The organism is Desulfovibrio subterraneus (genome assembly GCF_013340285.1).
Taxonomy (GTDB): Bacteria; Desulfobacterota; Desulfovibrionia; order Desulfovibrionales; family Desulfovibrionaceae; genus Halodesulfovibrio; species Halodesulfovibrio subterraneus.
On record NZ_BLVO01000012.1, the window covers coordinates 189,666 to 206,260 of the forward strand.

Here is a 16,595-nt window from a genome sequence, read left to right on the forward strand (position 1 = left end):
TTACTCCGTATCGTTGGTGGCCTCTGCGGGCCGGTTCTTGTCGTGGCAGGTTTTGGGGGCCTCACCGTCCGAAGATTCCAGCGGCAGGGTTACTATGAATGCGGTGCCGGGGCCGCGCGGCACGGATTCCAGCTGTCCTTTTTCGATCATGCCTTCGGGCAGGGGACTCAGCACTTCAATGGTGCCCTGATGATCCTCGATGATGCCGAAGGACACGGAAAGCCCCAGCCCCGTTCCCTTGCCCACCGGTTTGGTGCTGAAGAAGGGATCGAAGATGGTGGAAAGGTTCTCGGGCCGTATGCCGCTGCCGGTATCCATGAACATGGCCGTGATGGTAAAACTCTTCACGTCAAGCCGCGTGACTATGCGTATGAGCCCGCCACCTTCCTCCATGGCTTCGGTCGCGTTGGAGAGCAGGTTTATCCAGACCTGCTTCAACTTTTCCGGATCACCGAAGATGATGGGGAACCTGTCGTCAAGGTCGGTTATGATCTCCACATTGTCCAGCTTGAATGCGTGCCTGATGAGCTGCACCACTTCCATGATGGAGTTGTTGAAGCACATCTCTTTCTTTTCGCTGCCTGTCTGGCGGGAAAAGCCCAGCAGGTCGGCCACGATCTTGCGGCAGAACTTGGCCTGCTTTTCTATGATGGCAAGGTCGGAATGTATCTGGCTTTCTTCCGGCACATCTTCCTGCAGCAACTGCGCATAGCCGAGGATGATGCCGAGGGGAGTGTTGATTTCATGCGCCACACCGCCCGCGAGCTTGCCCACGGATTCCATTTTCTGGGAGTGGATGAGCTGGTCCTGATAGCTTTTCAGGTCGGTGATGTCGCGCGCCGTGGTCAGCACGCCGATGATGCGCTGGCGCTCGTCGTGCACGGGTACCCGCAGAATGTGCAGCCAGCGTTTGGTGCCGGAGGCGGATGTGATGAATGCCTCGCGGTTGACCGGCATGCCCGTGCTCAGGATGGACAGGGTTTCATTTCTGCGGGTGGGGTCAGCATCGCCGGAAAAGACCATGGATTCGGGCATGCCGATGAGGTCGTTTTCCGAAAGGCCCACAAAGCGGGCAAAGGCCGTGTTCACGGCAAGGTAGCGCAGGTCGCGGTCCACCAGCGAAACATGGTCGGGGCTGACGGAAAGAATGGTGCGCATCAGTTCCTGCTGGCGCGTCAGGTCTTTCTGGGCGTTTTGCAGATCGTCAATGTGCTTGCGCAGGGAAAGCGCCATGACATCAAATGTCTCGGAAAGTTCCTGAATTTCGTCGCCCGCGTTTTCGATGAATACGGGGCAGTCGCGGCAGTTATCCATCTTGCCGGGATAGTCTTCGGGGTTGCAGTTGGCACACATGGTGCCTGCCAGATACCAGCACCGGCGTTCCGTATCGCCGTAAGCAGGGCAGTCGTGGCCGGTGCAGTTCTGTATTTCCCAGCAGTTGCGGGTGAGGTTCTTGCCCGTGCGCAGGTCGAGATTGCCGCGCACCATGTCTTCCGCATGTTCGCGCAACTGGCCGAGCCGCGAGGATATGCGGCGTGCGAACTGGGTGGAAATGACAATGCCCACCAGCAGGGCAATGCCCGTAAGGCCGGAAATGGTGAAGATGAGTCCCTGCACGACAGCCTGCGCCTTGGTGCGTGACAGACCTATGCGGGCGGTGCCGACGGTATGCTTGGCAACGATGACGGGAACCGCAAAGTCGTAGATGCGCTCTTTGCCCGTGTCGATGAGCCGCACGCTGCGGTTTTCTCCGTATTTGACGAGGTTGGCAAGGCGCAGTTCCACAGGGAAACCGTAATTGAAGCTGTGCACGAGAATGCGGTTGTGGTCGTCCAGAATGAAGGCGTAGGCAATGTCTTCATCCACTGTGTGCAGTTCATCCACTATGTTCTTGAGCACCAGCAGATCGAGAGAAAGCATGGGGTCGGCGGCGCGCAGGGCAAGGTTGCCCGCGAGCACCTGCCCGCGGCGCTTGGATTCCTGCAGAAGCGCATCAGCCGAGAGGCGGGTCACAAAGGTGGCCAGCAGAATGGATGTGAACATCACGATAAGTGTGATGCCCAGATTGAGCTTGTTGCGAAAGCGCATGCGGGAAAAGGCAAAGGGAAGGGAAGACATTACTGCGTTCCCTCCGGAGCATCCTGTCTGCCGTCGTACACGGCTTCATTAAAGCGGGTTTTGGCCACAAGTTCGCGTATGGGGTCGTAGTCGCTGTCGGTGGCCGGAATGATGCGGCTCATGCCTGCACCGGACAGAATGGCAGCCTGACCCGGGTTTTTCATGGAAAGTTTGAACAGCGCCCCGGCAATGGCTGTTATGGTTTCCTGCGGCAGCCCCTTGCGGGCGGCATACACCCAGCCGGGATAGGCGCGGGTGGTGGCTATGACGCGCAGGCGGCCGGGATCGATTTTGTCTTTCACGATTTCCAGCGTGCCTTCACGGATGGAGGCAAGGTCATACTTGCCTGCATACACGGCAAGCACGGCCTTTTCCTGCTTGCCGCCCGGTCCGGGAGCAAAGGCGATTTCAGAAAAATCTTCGGCATGGATGCCGTGGTCGAGAAAGTGCCCGAGGGCGAAAAGGTAGCCGCCGGCAGAAAGAGGGTCCACGGCTATCCATCGTTTGCCGCGGCAGTCCTGCAGGGTTTGAATCTGCCTGTTATCAGTGCGGGCGATTATCTGGCCGCGAAAGTTGGTGCTGCCGGAAGGTTCCACTATGCGGGCAAAGGCGCGTGCGCCCGATTTGGCAATGCTCACATAGGTGAAGGGGTTGGAAAAGGAAATGTCGATGTCTCCGCGCTCCACCATTCTGCGGTGTTCTTCAAATGTGTCTGGAAAAACCTGCCTCAGGGTAAGGCCGGTTTCACTGGAAATGTATTCGATCAGCGGGTTGTGGCGGCGATAGGATACCGTGTGGGAATATTGCGGAAGATAGGCGTAGGTTATTGCGGGCTGGAGTTCGGGTACTCTGACTTCCTGCCGTTTTGTCATGTCCACGTAGACAACCGGCTCGTCCTCGCCACACCCTTGCAGCCCGAAAAGGGCAAGCAGAATAAAGCCCATAAGGGCAGCGGTGCGGCGTATGAACATGTGTTGCTCCGTAAGGTTACGCGGTTCCTCCCGCTACCTGTGAAGCATCGGCGGCAAGGGCGGGACTGGCGGTCTCAATAACGGTATTGCCTGCAGAAGAAAGCACCAGCGTCATCTGTGCGCCTTCCTTTCTGGCCGGTGCGCCGAGTTCGGCCCATGAGCGCATTTTGCCGGCGGATTCGGAATCCTCTTTGCGCATCCGGTCAATGCGTTTGAGCAGGGGCACGTGTTTGCGCACCTTGCTGAACGCGAGGCGGAGCACAATATAACACGTAAGCATCACAAATTGATAGCCCAGCGGGGTCTCAAAATAGGGCACGGTGTGAATGGTTATGCCTTCAAAGCGGATCTGCATCCAACCCAGTGCAAAGGGGAGCGGCCAGATGGAAACGGCAAAGAGCGCCGCATGCGAGAAGAACATTTTGCCGAAATACTCGTTGGCCCACTTGTTCGTGGCTTTGAAGCTTTCTTTGTCCTTGCACTGTATGGCCGCGATGGACAGGTTGTGCATTCTGACCATTTTGGTGTTCAACGAGGCATAGTAGGCGCGGTTGGTCAGGTAGATAAGCGTGAGCGCCAGTTCACCGGCAATGATGGTCCACACGGAAAGAATGGATGTGCCGACCCACATGCCAAGCCCGGCCGAAGAGAACCAGCGGTAGGGGGCTATGAAAAAGGCGTCAGCCGCGAGATAGAGAGAGGTGAAATCCATTCAGTACTCCTTGCCGTGTACATACACACCGGCGGGCGGAAATTCCTTGCGGAAGATCCGCCCGGGGTGGTTCGAGAAGCGTTTTTCGTATCGGGTGCAGCGCGATTGCACGGGATACGGACCGGAAATTTGTGACCGGCGGTCCGCACCAGGTGCGGACCGCCGGATTTGATCGGTATGGTACCGGAAACCGGCTGCTAGTAGGGGGGCAGCAGGTTCAGGTCGAACAGACCCTTGGAGGCGTAACGGATACCAACGTAGAAGGCCAGCACGATGAAGATGCGCTTCAGCCAGATTTCGGGGATGTACTTGGAGGTACGGGGGCCGATGACGGAACCCACGAAGATACCGACCAGTTCAGCACCGATGAGGGGCCAGAAGATGGGCGTGCCGGAAACGAACATGTAGGTGAAGATGGAGGTGATCATGCCGATCAGAACTGCCAGAGCGGAGGTGCCTGCCACGAGGTACATGGGCAGACCGGCAACGCTGGTCAGGAAGGGCACGAGCAGGAAGCCGCCGCCGACACCGAGGAAGGAGGCCATGGCTGCGATGAAGAAGCCGCCGACCAGGGGGATGACGGGATTGAAGGAGAACTCGACACCGTAGAAGGTGAAGGTGCAGTTGCTGGGGGAGAAGCTCTTTACCTTAACGCCCATGGCGGAGGTATCAACCTTGGATTCGCCCTTGATGGAGGATTCGAATGCCTTGGCGGCTTCCTTGGCCTTCTTCTTGGAAGCCTGACCCCTGGGGGTGGTTTCATACAGCAGGTAGCAGCCGAGGAAGAGAACAAAAAGGCCGAAGTAGCCGATGTAGGACTTCAGCGAAATCTTGCCCGCGGTGAGCCAGGGAACCAGCGTGGAACCGGCGATGGAGCCGAGGCCCAGTGCCAGTGCCAGGGGCAGTACCAGACGGCCCATGCGGTAGTAGTTGTAAGAAGAGATACCGGCAGAGGTACCCACGAGCCACTGGTTGGACACGCGGATGGAGTCGGTGATCAGCTTGTTCAGGTCGGGAGCGGTCTTCTTGAAACCGGAAGCATAGTTGCCCAGGCCGAAGATGGTGATGTGGCCGACACCGGCCATGATGCCGCCGAATGCGCCGACGGTGGAGAAGATCCAGCCTACCCACACCGCCCAGCCGAAGCCGAGAATCAGGCTGATATCAGGTGCGCCGGGAATATTGAGGAAGCCGAGGGGGGATTCAGGATTGATCTGCCCTGCTTCGGCACCCTTGGGGGCTGCGTTGATGGCGTCCTGCAGACGGTCTGCCCATGCGGGCTCCATGCAGAGGAAGACGGTCAGAACTGTGAGCGCCAGCACCATGATGGTCTTTTTGGATTTGAACACGTTGTACTCCTTGCAAATGCAGCAAATCGGTTGTGATACAGGGGGGCTTTGCTTCCTTACGCGCCGGATGCTCAGCCTGTTCGCCCGAACCTACTATATACCTGTGGTCTTGCCCGTTCCGGCTGCAGCATTCTGCGGGGGCAGCCCGTAGTGGCGCATTGCTTCCGGAACGTTTATTTCTCCTGTTGCCGCAGGAGAATGGCCTTCTTCCCTTTCACTGGACGGCTTTTTCCAGTAAATGCCGTGTAGCGTTGGGGCACAGCATTCGCAAGGATAATTCTTCATGGGAAAAGTATCACTTTTTTTCACAAATAGGGCGTCAAAATGTGACCATTTTTCTGTCTTGTTTGTTAAAAAAATCACAATATAATTATAAAATATAATAAAACCGCATACATAAATTAGATTTGTTGAAAAATATGTACGCTCGCAGCACGCATGTTTTGGTGCTCTGTACGTGTAGTGCCGATTGCTTGATAATATCTGCGTTCAGGGTTTGTTTTGTGCACCGCACTCTTTTCAAGAAGTGCTACTTCTGACATTGTACAGAAATTGTGTAACACTGGGAGTATTGGAGATTGTTTGTGCATGATGAAGCCTAGTTGGGGCATTCGGGAAAAATTAGTCGGCATTTTCGTGCTGATAAAAGTGCTGCCACTTATTCTTCTGGCATGGTTCGCATGGAGTGAGATATCCACACTGGGCTGGACGGTGCGCGAGCGTCTTGAGCAGCTTGTCTTCGAAACCAAGCGCACGGTCGGCGAGGTCGGCTCCATTGCCACGGAAAGTTCCATCCGTGCGTTGGATATAAAATCCAGAGAAGCTATTGAAAGGCTCACCACAGATACGGCTTCACGCGTGGCCGCCTTTCTGTATGAAAGAGACGACGATCTGGGGCAGGCTGCCGTCCTGCGGCCTGACGAACGTCTCTACAGGCAGTTTCTGGCCCCCCGCAACAGGCCTGTTATCCTGCATGACGAGTGGGTGCTGAATTCCGAAGGCTCTGCATGGGTACCCGCAATACCCCGTCCTGAAAGCGGCCCTCTGGTTGCTCCGGTCAATATCAACAACTCCAAAGATTTTCACTCCCGTCCTCCGTCGGTATTCCGGCAGGAGGACAGACCGCTGTATCTGGAAATGACCTTTGTGGACATGTCCGGCATGGAGCGCGTGAAGGTTGTCACCTCGCCCCGCATGTCGCCCGAGCTGCGTGATGTGAGCAAGCGGGCCAACACATACTGCAGGGCGGAAGGGTATTTTGCGCAACTCAAAAAGCTGAAGCCGGGCGAGATATATGTATCAGATGTCATAGGCGCATATCTTCCGAGTCCCGTCATAGGCCCGTTTACCAAAGAGCGTGCCAAAGCTTTGGGGATACCCTTTGAACCGGAAAAGGCGGGATATGCCGGTAAAGAGAATCCCGTGGGCAAGCGGTTCGAGGGGCTTGTGCGGTGGGCGACACCGGTCGTACGCGAAGGAAAACAGATCGGATGGGTTACGCTGGCACTTGATCACACCCATGTCATGGAATTCACTGACCACATACTGCCGACGGAAGAGCGGTACACGGACATTTCCGATGCATCCAGCGGAAACTATGCCTTCATGTGGGACTATCAGGGGCGCAGCATATCTCACCCGCGTGATTATTCCATTGCCGGATACGACCCGAAGACCGGTGAACCTGCGGTGCCGTGGCTTGATGAAGATACCTACCGAAAGTGGCAGGCAAGCGGCCTTAACGCAACGGAATTCTTGAAGACTGTGCCGTTCTTTAATCACCAGTCTCTGGGCAACAAGCCTTCCAAGGAAATGATGAGACAGGGACTGGTGGGGCTCGACGGACGCTATCTCAATTTTGCGCCTCAGTGTACGGGGTGGCATAACCTCACTCAGCACGGCGGTTCCGGTTCGTTTGTCATTTTCTGGAGCGGCCTGTGGAAGCTGACCACTGCGGCGGCCATTCCCTACTACACCGGACAATATGGTGATTCCCCCCGCGGGTTCGGCTATGTGACAATTGGTGCCAATGTGGATGAATTCCACGAGGCAGCCACAAGAATGGCGAACCGCCTCGAGATGCTGGTTTCCACGTTTACCGATTATCTGGGCGAGCAGGATGAAAAGACCCAGACGATGCTCCAGAAATCGCTCAGGAAGACTTCGCTCGAAATATCCATGTCCACAGCGGCCATGATCTTTATCGTGATTGTTATCGCCGTCTGGATGGCTACAACACTGACAGGCAAGATCACGCGGATAATCCGTGGAATACGGCGCTTCCAGTCCGGTGAGCTTGGGTACCGGCTTGAGGAAAAGGGAACGGACGAAATCGGTCAGTTGTGTCATGCGTTCAACGACACCGCGGGAACCATAAGTGCTCTTGTTGCGGACCTCAAGGGAGCGGAGGAGCAGTACAGAACCGTTATCCAGAATGCTGTGGAAGGTATTTACCAGAGCACTCCGGACGGCAGGTATCTGGATGTGAACCCGGCTCTTGTGCAAATTCTCGGGTATGAGAGCAAGGAAGAACTGTTGTGTTCGGTGAGCAATATCGGCACGCAGTTGTATGATGATCCGGCCGATCGTGAGAATCTGCTGGAGATTCTTGAAGCCAGCGGTTCTGTGAGCAACTACGAATTCAGGGCCCGCAGAAAGGACGGATCTCCGGTATGGCTTTCTACCAACGTACGGGCCGTGCGTGGCAAGAACGGGGAGATAGAGTACATTGAAGGCATGGTCGGCGACATAACGAGCCGCAAGAATATGGAAGAAGCCGAGCGGAGCAGGGAGGCTGCAGAGGCGCGCGATCAGGCGAAGAGCGTGTTTCTGGCAAACATGAGCCATGAGATCCGCACGCCCATGAACGCCATCCTTGGAGTGGCGGAGCTGCTGCAGGAAAGCCCGCTGGACGACAACGGCAAGGCGCTCGTCTCTTTGTTGCAGACCTCCGGTGAGCATTTGCTGGTGCTCATAAATGATATTCTGGATATTTCGCAGATAGAGGCGGGCAAAGCGCACCTTGCCCGCGAACCCTTCAGTATTCACGATCAGGTTCGCGGAGTTGCGAGCATTATGTCCGTGAAGGCGAAAGAGAAAGGCATTCAGCTGAAGTACCATGTCGAGCAGGGGCTTCCGGCTTTCGTGAGGGGAGATGCAGCACGGTTCAGGCAGATTATGCTCAACCTTGTCGGCAACGCGGTCAAATTCACCGATGCGGGCAGCGTGGTCATCCGTGTGGGAATGGCGGAAAGGGCCGGCAAGCAGGTTGTGCTCAATTGCATGGTGCAGGATACGGGAAGCGGTTTCCCGCCTGAAAAGGCTGCCACGCTGTTTGATGCGTTTGTTCAGGGAGATAACTCTTCAACGCGAAAATTCGGGGGGTCCGGCCTCGGGCTTGCCATCAGCAAACGGCTTGTGGCGCTCATGGGCGGAACCATTTCCGCGGAGAGCACGCCCGGCGAGGGGAGCCGCTTCTCGTTCTCCATTGTGCTTGATGAGGCAGAGCCTCCGAACCATGCTGATCCGGCATTGCAGTCCGAAACCGGGCATGCAGGCGAGAGCGGCGGATGGAGCATAGGAAAGAAAGTGCTGTATGTGGATGACTCCGAGAGCAACCGCCTTTTGATAAGCCTGTACCTGAAGAATACCGGTGTGGAGCTGGATCTTGCCGAGGACGGCATGCAGGGTATCGAAATGGCTACGGCCGGCAAGTACGATGTGATGCTGCTGGATATGGAACTGCCGGGCATGGATGGCTATACCGTTGCCCGGAACCTGCGCAATATGGAAGAAAGCGAACATCTGCCCATTATCGCCCTGACTGCCAACGCCATGGCGGACGACAGGCGACGGTGCCTTGATGCAGGATGCTCGGAATATCTGGCAAAGCCGGTGAGAAAGGCTGAATTGCTTGATCTTCTCCGCACGGTACTGAGCGAGGCGGAAGCATAGCCGTCAGAGAGCGAGCGGCGCTGCAGCATGCAGGCGAACCGGGTGTGAAGTCTGTGTGAGCGCTTGGACGTCCGGGCGCGGGGGGGGCGCATGCGGCTCGGTGAATTACTGCAACTGGTTGTTGGCCAGTCGTTCCTCGAACCGGTCGATGAGTTTGCGGTAGGTGCCGTCCTCTTTCATGCTTTGCAGAGTATCGGACCACCGGCGTATCGTTTCCTGATCGGAGAAGAGAGAAAAGGCCACATACAGATCTTCGCGGGCCACGGTGAACAGCGGTTCTATCCAGCCTGTCGGCTTGCCTGCACGGGCGGCGTAGTACATGCCGCTGGGCCACGATTCCAGCCACAGGTCCACGCGGTCGTGGGCCAGCATGTAGACCATCTGTTCGGGAGCTCCGGGCAGGCTGTGCACCTTGGGAAAGTTGTTCCTTCGCAGCAGGTCTTCCCCTGCGTAGTCCTGCATGACGCCGATGGTGTATTTTTTGGCTTCTTCAAGGTTGGCGGCTTTGACCGCGCTCCCCCTGCGTCGCATCATTACGAGATCATCATGATAGATGGGGCCCACCCAATGAAAGAGATGCTCCCGTTCCGGTGAGCGCACGGTGGAATACAAGGCCACATTCGGCACCTGGCGGGCAAGTGCATACGCCCGTGACCATGGCAGCACTCTTACTCCCCGTGGAATCCCCTTGGTGGTTCGACGGAGGATTTCAAGCACAATCTCGTTGCACGGGCCTTTGAGCTCCCGTCCCTGCTGGTAGTTGTAGGGGGCCAGATCTTCCGTAACAACCAGCGGTTGCTGAGCGGCGTTGGCGTGAGCCGGAATATCAGCACAAAGGGCGACAGAAAAGGCCGTGAGCAGCAAAAGGTATTTAAGAATTGGGCATGAAGTCATAGATTCCTCGAGCGCCACCTTACGGGGAATCGTGTCGGGCTGCAATACGCCGCCTGCAGATAATTTTTGGATAATTATCTGCTATTGCAAAGGATTGTATGCGGTTGCTGAGGGGCGCGTTATCCGAGCGCAACATCAAGCGTCATCATGACACCGAACCCTACAATGCAGCCCATGGTCGCAAGGTCGCCGTAACCGGACGCCTGCGATTCGGGGATGACCTCTTCCACCACCACAAAGATCATGGCTCCGGCGGCAAAGGCCAGCGCATATGGCAGAATGGGCTGGGCCACGACTACGGCAAGGGCGCCAAGCACACCGGCTATGGGTTCCACAATGCCGGAAAGTTGACCGTACCAGAAGCTCTTGGCCCGCGACATGCCATCTCTGCGCAGGGGAACGGATACGGCCGTACCTTCGGGAAAGTTCTGAATGCCTATGCCTATGGCAAGGGCTATGGCTCCTGCCAGAGTGGCGGAAGGATACCCGGCGGCCACAGCGCCGAAGGCCACGCCCACGGCCAGTCCCTCGGGAATGTTGTGCAGGGTTATGGCAAGTACCAGCAGGGTTGAGCGTTTCCATGAGGTGGAAACACCCTCGGCTTCATCCATCTTTGCGTGAATGTGCAGGTGGGGCAGAAACATGTCCACAAGGCGGAGAAAGAACGCGCCGCTTAGAAAGCCGACCAGCGCGGGTACCCATTTCAGGGAGCCGAGCCCTTCGCTCATTTCAATGGCAGGAGCCAGCAGCGACCAGTAGCTGGCCGCAATCATGACTCCGGCAGCAAAGCCGAGCATGATGTCGAGCGTCTTCTTGGTGATGTTTTTGGTGAGGAAAACAACAGCTGCACCAAGGGCGGTCATGCCCCACGTGAAGCAGGTGGCTATGAGGGCCTGAAGCGCGGGATGCAGTTCTGCGAAGGTCATTCATCTGTCTCCGGTAAGGACGGTGTTCTGCGGGTGCCCAGTAAATCGGGCGAATCGGGTGAATAGGGCGAATCGGGAAAATCTGGTGACTCGGGTGAGAGGGGCGGCCTAGAAGGTGACCGACGACCATTCCGGTGATTTGAGTACGGAGGTGAAAAAGGCGCCCACGTAGTCCACCTCCAGCCCCATTTCTTCCAGTACGGCGGTAAGGTTATAGCGTTCTGCGCAGGCACGGCAGGCGATTATGTGCACGCCGCGTTCCTGCAGCAGGGAAAGTTCCTTGCGGGTTGCGGCGTCAAAGGCCAGCATCTGCTGCGACGGCCCCCATACGACAAGCGTAACTTCTTTCCACCAGCCTTTGGGCAGGGCATTGCCACCGTACATGAAGACAAGGTTGCGGGCCACTTCGGGGTCGCGGCTGCTCCAGATGATGCACAGCTTTTCCGGCTGTCGTTCCGTATCGGGCTGCATGGGTTACGCCTCCTCTTCCATGGTCATTTCAAAATGGTGGACATCATCGTCCAGATCCTTGGTTACATCAAAACCAAGGTTGCGCGCCAGCTCTATCATGTTCTTATTGTCACTGAGAGCCGCACCGGTAATCTGTCTGGTCTTTCGCAACTGCAGGTAGCGGATGATCTTTTCCATGAGCAGCCTGCCAAGCCCCAGCCGTTTGAGGTCGGAACGGACAGCAACAGCAAACTCTGCACTGGAGTTGTCCGGCTGGATCATGGCCCGCGCCACCCCGAGGGTCTTGTATGAACCGTCCGGCGCCTCGCCCTTGGCGATAAAGGCCATTTCGCGGTCGTAGTCTATCTGCGTGAGTTTTATCATCTCGGACCGCGGCAGGGTGGCCACGTTGCCGAAGAAGCGGAAGCGCTTGTCCTCCGGCGACATATGCTCCAGAAAATCCCAGTGGTCCGGCTCGTCTTCGGGGCGGATGGGGCGCAGGTCCACCTTGGCGCCGTTGCGCAGCTGGACGCATTCCTCAAGCTCTTTCGGATAGGGGCGTATGGCCAGCTGGTCGGTGCCGGAAGAAGTGCTCCACGCCACACGTATGTTCGCATCCAGTGCCACCACGCCTTCTTCGTCCGCGAAAAGGGGGTCTATCTCAAGCTCGAATATTTCCGGAATGTCGATGATGAGCTGGGATATCTTGACCAGCGTGGAGCGCACGGCATCGAGGTTGGCAGCCGGAATGTCGCGGTTGCCGCGCAGCAGTGTAACGATTTTTGTCCGTGAGATGAGCTCGTTGGCAAGGGACATGTTGAGCGGCGGCAGCGCTGTCTGGCGGTCGTGCGTGATGGAGGCGAGCGAGCCGCCCTGGCCGAAGCGGATAATGGGGCCGAACACGGGGTCGGTTGCGGTTTCCACGGCCAGCTCCCGTGCTCGTGCACGGCGGCTCATGCGCTGGATGCTGTAGCCGCTGATGCGGGCGTCCGGCTGGTTCTGCCGCACGCGGTTCGTCACGGTGTGAACGGCAGCCTGCACCTGATCGCGGGTTTCAAGGTCCAGTGCCACACCGCCGGCCAGAGATTTGCGATAGATATCGGGCGAGATGACCTTGAGTGCCACAGGAAAACCGATGGCCTCTGCCGCATCCGCCGCCTCATCGGCTGTGGTTGTGGTACGGGTTTCCACAATGGGAATGCCGTAGGCTGTGAGAATGGCCCGTGCTTCCTGCTCCGTGAGCATCTGTCGCTTGTCTTCCAGTGCCTCCACGATGATGTTGCGCACCATGAAAGTGTCCGGGTGGTAGTCGTCCGGCAGCGAGGCGGGCGCTTCCACCAGCATTTCCTGGTTGCGGCGGTACTGCACAAGGTTAAGGAAGGCGCGCACGGCCTTGTCCGGCGTGAAGAAAGAGGGAAAGCCTGCTCCGGTGAAGCGTTTGCGGGCCTCTTCTGCGTCGTCTATGCCCATCCAGCTTGTCAGCACCAGCTTTTTGGTCTTCTTGCAGGCCTTGATGACATGCTCCGCAATGGCGGCGCTGTCTGTACCTGTTGTGGGAACATGCATGATGAGCAGGGCGTCCACTTCCGAGTCCAGCAGCAACTGCCGGATGGTCGCGGCATACATTTCGCCGTCCGCATCGCTCTTGAGGATCAGCGGATTCCAGTAAGACCACGCGTTGCCCAGTTCGTCGTCAAGCGCCTGGCAGGTTGTATCGGAGATATCCGCCAGCCGTCCGCCGCCTTCCAGCAGCATGTCGGTGGCAAGAAAGCCGGGGCCGCCGCCGTTGGTGATAATGGCAAGGCGCTCGCCTTTGAGCGGGCGGGCAAGGGCAATGGTTTCCACGGTGTCAAACAGGGTGTCTATGTCGAACACGCGCAGCATGCCCGCACGCCGGAATGCCGTGTCGTACACATCGTCCGAGCCGAGCAGCATGCCCGAATGCGCGGCCGCGGCCGCAGCACCCGCTTCGGAACGGCCGGCCTTGATGACCAGCACGGGTTTGTTGCGCGCCAGTGCGCGCACGGCTGAAAGAAACTGCCGCGCGTTCTCGATGGTCTCTATGTAGAGCAGGATGGCGCGGGTGGAAAAATCGTTGTTCAGGTAGTTGAGAACATCCTCGAAGTGGATGTCGTACCGGTCGCCCAGCGAGATGAAATGTGAAAAGCCGATGTTCTTGGAGGCGGCCCAGTCGAGCACCGTGGTGAACAGCGAGTCGGACTGGGTGACAAAGGCCACCTTGCCGGGCAGGGCGTCACGCGAGGCAAGGCTGGCGTTTATACCCACGGAAGGGTTGATGTAGCCGAGACAGTTGGGGCCGAGCACGCGCACGTTGAACTTTCTGGCCACGCTGAGCAGGGCTTTCTTCTGCACTTCCAGCTTGTCACGGTTGAAGCGGAAGTAACCGCGCGACATGATGACGGCATGCTGGGTGCCGCGTTTGCCCAGTTCTTCAATATAGTAGGGAATGGTTTCCGGCGGTGAACAGAGAATGGCAAGGTCGGGCGTGAGCGGCAGGGTGTCTATGGCCGAATAGGAAGGCATGCCCATCACGCTGTCCACGTCGGGGTTGACCGGCAGTACCGGGCCGAGAAACTTGCCGCCCAGCAGGTTCTTGAGAATGGTGTTGCCGGGGTCGCCCGGCTCGTCGGTTGCACCTATGACGGCAACTGAGGTGGGCTTGAACATCTGCTCTAGTTTTACCGGACTCACGGCGACTCCCTTGTCGATGCCACGGGCGCAGGTTTGCTTGGATTCCCTGTTTTGGAGTTTTCATATTTCCACGTCATCCGCGTCAAAGTCAATTTACAAATGACAAAGAAATGCCGAGAGGTTGCATGGATTTTTCATGCTGATTACGGAATGGCATTCGACTTTTGCGCAAATGCGCGGTTTGCCATGCACGCGGGCTGGCCGGTGGCGGCTGCATTTCGTCGGCCTTGTTCTGCCGTTCACCGGAAGTCTGGTCCTTTATCTGCCGATTTCGACCACTCACCGAAAAGAGATGGCCTTGGGGTTCAAACATGCTGCATGCCCATGTATACATGAAACTGGGCATCCGGCCGCGTGCGCGTATTTTTTCCGAAAGGGGATACCCGGCGGCAGGAGCGGACACGAACCAGCCTTAATACGCACGGGCCAAGAGTGGAATCAGGCACCGACCCGTCCAAATCGATAAGGAGTGTAGCATGAGTCAGGCACGCATAGAGAGCATGATGGATGAAAAGCGGTTGTTTGAACCGCCGATGGAAGGACGGAATTCGGCTCGCGTAACCTCCATGGAAGAGTACGAAGCCCTTTACAGGCGCTCCATGGACGATAACGAGGGATTCTGGGCCGAGCGGGCCAATGAGCTTGTGGAGTGGTTCACGCCTTTTACCAAGGTGCTGGATGCCGACATGGAGACTCCCTCGATCAAGTGGTTTGTGGGCGGCCAGCTGAACGTTGCCTACAACTGTCTCGACAAGCACATCGCCAACGGCCGTCGCAACAAGGCCGCCATCATCTGGCAGGGTGAACCCGACGAAGACGTGAAGGTCTACACCTACCAGATGCTGTATGACGAGGTGTGCAAGTTTGCCAACGTGCTCAAGGCACAGGGCGTGCACAAGGGCGACCGCGTGGCGCTGTATATGCCCATGATTCCCGAACTGGCCATTGCCATGCTGGCCTGCGTGCGCATCGGGGCTGTGCATTCCATCGTTTTTGCAGGGTTCTCCGCAGTGAGCCTGCAGAACCGTATTCAGGACTGCGAGGCCAAGGTGGTGGTGACTTCGGATGCTGTTATCCGTGCCGGCCGCAGCATTCCGCTCAAGAAGAATGTCGACGAAGCTCTGCGCCTGTGCCCCAGCGTGCATAAGGTTGTTGTGGTGAACCGCGCCAACGCCGCAGTGGAATGGCAGGAAGGCCGCGATCTGTGGTGGCACGAGCTGATGAAGGCTCCTGATCTCAAGGCAAGCTGCCCCTGTGAACCCATGGATTCTGAAGATCCGCTCTTCATTCTCTATACAAGCGGGTCCACCGGCAAGCCCAAGGGCGTGGTGCACACCACCGGCGGGTACCTGACCTATGCCGCCCATACCACCCAGTGGGTGTTCGACGTGAAGGACAGTGACGTTTACTGGTGCACGGCAGACGTGGGCTGGATCACCGGCCATTCCTACATCGTGTACGGCCCGCTTGCTCTGGGTGCCACGTCACTGATGTTCGAGGGCGTTCCCAGCTACCCCGGTCCCGACCGCTTCTGGCAGGTAGTGGAAAAGTTCCGCGTGAACATATTCTACACCGCTCCCACCGTTATCCGCGCCCTGATGCGCGAAGGGGCGGAATGGACCCAGAAGCACGATCTGAGCAGTTTGCGCGTGCTCGGTTCCGTGGGTGAGCCCATCAATCCGGAAGCATGGATGTGGTACCACGAAAATATCGGCGGCGGTAAGCTGCCCATTGTGGATACATGGTGGCAGACGGAAACCGGCGGCATCATGATCTCGGCTTTGCCCTACGCCACACCGCTGAAGCCCGGCTCGGCAACGCGTCCGCTGCCCGGTGTGGATGCGCGCATCGTGCGGCCCGACGGCACCGATGCCGAACCCAACGAGGGGGGCCATCTGGTCATCCGCAGGCCGTGGCCCGGCATGCTGCGCGGTGTATTCGGCGATCCCGCACGCTACAAGAGTACGTATTTTGAACGCTTCCCCGGCTGCTATGAGGCCGGCGACGGAGCACGGGTGGACAGTGACGGCTATTTCTGGATCATGGGCCGCCTTGATGACGTCATCAACGTATCAGGACACCGCATGGGCACGGCGGAAATAGAATCCGCGCTGGTTTCGCACCCCGCTGTTGCGGAGGCCGCCGTTGTGGGCATGCCTCACGCCATCAAGGGCGAGGCCATCTATGCCTATGTGACACTGAATGCCGATGCGGATGAGACGGAAGAGCTGCGCGCCGAACTCAGAACCTGGGTCCGCAAGGAAATAGGCCCCATTGCCTCGCCGGAGGTGCTGCAGTTTGCCGACGGGTTGCCCAAGACCCGAAGCGGGAAGATCATGCGCCGCATTCTGCGCAAGATTGCCGGTGGCAGCACAAGCACCAGTGACTTCGGTGATACCTCCACTCTGGCTGATCCGGGCGTGATTTCCGACCTGATCGAAGGCAAGATGGATCTTACCGGCAGATAGCAACTCTCCATAAGACAAGCGTTAACGGAAGAGGCGTCCTG

General features: G+C 57.6%; 10 protein-coding genes. 2 read left to right on the plus strand and 8 right to left on the minus strand.

Features of this window, described 5'->3' with window-relative positions; translation table 11 throughout:
* The 4 genes from HUV30_RS04855 to HUV30_RS04870 form a co-directional block, all read right to left on the minus strand.
* Positions 1-2,118 carry an ATP-binding protein gene (locus tag HUV30_RS04855; protein ID WP_174404300.1) on the minus strand — a complete coding sequence of 706 codons (2,118 nt, stop codon included), beginning with the start codon at positions 2,116-2,118 and terminating at the stop codon, positions 1-3.
* A complete protein-coding gene (locus tag HUV30_RS04860; protein ID WP_174404301.1) occupies positions 2,118-3,089 on the minus strand; it encodes a phosphate/phosphite/phosphonate ABC transporter substrate-binding protein in 972 nt (323 codons plus the stop codon). The genes HUV30_RS04855 and HUV30_RS04860 overlap by 1 nt, the downstream gene beginning before the upstream one ends.
* Positions 3,090-3,105: 16 nt before the next feature.
* A complete protein-coding gene (locus HUV30_RS04865; RefSeq protein ID WP_174404302.1) occupies positions 3,106-3,801 on the minus strand; it encodes a hypothetical protein in 696 nt (231 codons plus the stop codon).
* Positions 3,802-3,998: 197 nt separating this feature from the next.
* Positions 3,999-5,150, minus strand: coding sequence for a sulfite exporter TauE/SafE family protein (locus HUV30_RS04870; RefSeq protein ID WP_174404303.1), 1,152 nt, complete (start codon positions 5,148-5,150; stop codon positions 3,999-4,001).
* A gap of 588 nt (positions 5,151-5,738) precedes the next feature.
* On the opposite strand from HUV30_RS04870, the gene HUV30_RS04875 reads away from it, so the two are divergent.
* On the plus strand, positions 5,739-9,104 hold the full coding sequence (locus HUV30_RS04875) for an ATP-binding protein (protein WP_174404304.1): 3,366 nt from the start codon (positions 5,739-5,741) through the stop codon (positions 9,102-9,104).
* Positions 9,105-9,209: 105 nt separating this feature from the next.
* On the opposite strand, the gene HUV30_RS04880 is transcribed toward HUV30_RS04875, so the two are convergent.
* The 4 genes from HUV30_RS04880 to HUV30_RS04895 form a co-directional block, all read right to left on the minus strand.
* Complete coding sequence (locus HUV30_RS04880; protein WP_174404305.1) at positions 9,210-9,998, minus strand: substrate-binding periplasmic protein; 789 nt, start codon at positions 9,996-9,998, stop codon at positions 9,210-9,212.
* 119 nt (positions 9,999-10,117) lie between these two features.
* The gene (locus tag HUV30_RS04885; RefSeq protein ID WP_174404306.1) at positions 10,118-10,924 is read right to left on the minus strand and encodes a ZIP family metal transporter; all 807 of its coding nucleotides are present in this window, start codon (positions 10,922-10,924) and stop codon (positions 10,118-10,120) included.
* A 108-nt stretch (positions 10,925-11,032) separates the two neighbouring features.
* Complete coding sequence (locus HUV30_RS04890) at positions 11,033-11,395, minus strand: DsrE family protein (RefSeq protein WP_174404307.1); 363 nt, start codon at positions 11,393-11,395, stop codon at positions 11,033-11,035.
* 3 nt (positions 11,396-11,398) lie between these two features.
* Positions 11,399-14,086 carry a bifunctional acetate--CoA ligase family protein/GNAT family N-acetyltransferase gene (locus HUV30_RS04895; RefSeq protein WP_174404308.1) on the minus strand — a complete coding sequence of 896 codons (2,688 nt, stop codon included), beginning with the start codon at positions 14,084-14,086 and terminating at the stop codon, positions 11,399-11,401.
* Positions 14,087-14,562: 476 nt separating this feature from the next.
* Here HUV30_RS04895 and acs point away from each other — a divergent pair, with 476 nt between their 5' ends.
* On the plus strand, positions 14,563-16,554 hold the full coding sequence (acs, locus tag HUV30_RS04900) for an acetate--CoA ligase (RefSeq protein WP_174404309.1): 1,992 nt from the start codon (positions 14,563-14,565) through the stop codon (positions 16,552-16,554).
* The last annotated feature ends 41 nt before the right edge of the window (positions 16,555-16,595 follow it).

Coding starts and splice junctions, on each gene's coding strand:
- HUV30_RS04855 (WP_174404300.1), bottom strand. CDS start 2,118: ATGTCTTCCCTTCCCTTTGCCTTTTCCCGCATGCGCTTTCGCAACAAG.
- HUV30_RS04860 (WP_174404301.1), bottom strand. CDS start 3,089: ATGTTCATACGCCGCACCGCTGCCCTTATGGGCTTTATTCTGCTTGCC.
- HUV30_RS04865 (WP_174404302.1), bottom strand. CDS start 3,801: ATGGATTTCACCTCTCTCTATCTCGCGGCTGACGCCTTTTTCATAGCC.
- HUV30_RS04875 (WP_174404304.1), top strand. CDS start 5,739: ATGATGAAGCCTAGTTGGGGCATTCGGGAAAAATTAGTCGGCATTTTC.
- HUV30_RS04880 (WP_174404305.1), bottom strand. CDS start 9,998: ATGACTTCATGCCCAATTCTTAAATACCTTTTGCTGCTCACGGCCTTT.
- HUV30_RS04885 (WP_174404306.1), bottom strand. CDS start 10,924: ATGACCTTCGCAGAACTGCATCCCGCGCTTCAGGCCCTCATAGCCACC.
- HUV30_RS04890 (WP_174404307.1), bottom strand. CDS start 11,395: ATGCAGCCCGATACGGAACGACAGCCGGAAAAGCTGTGCATCATCTGG.
- acs (WP_174404309.1), top strand. CDS start 14,563: ATGAGTCAGGCACGCATAGAGAGCATGATGGATGAAAAGCGGTTGTTT.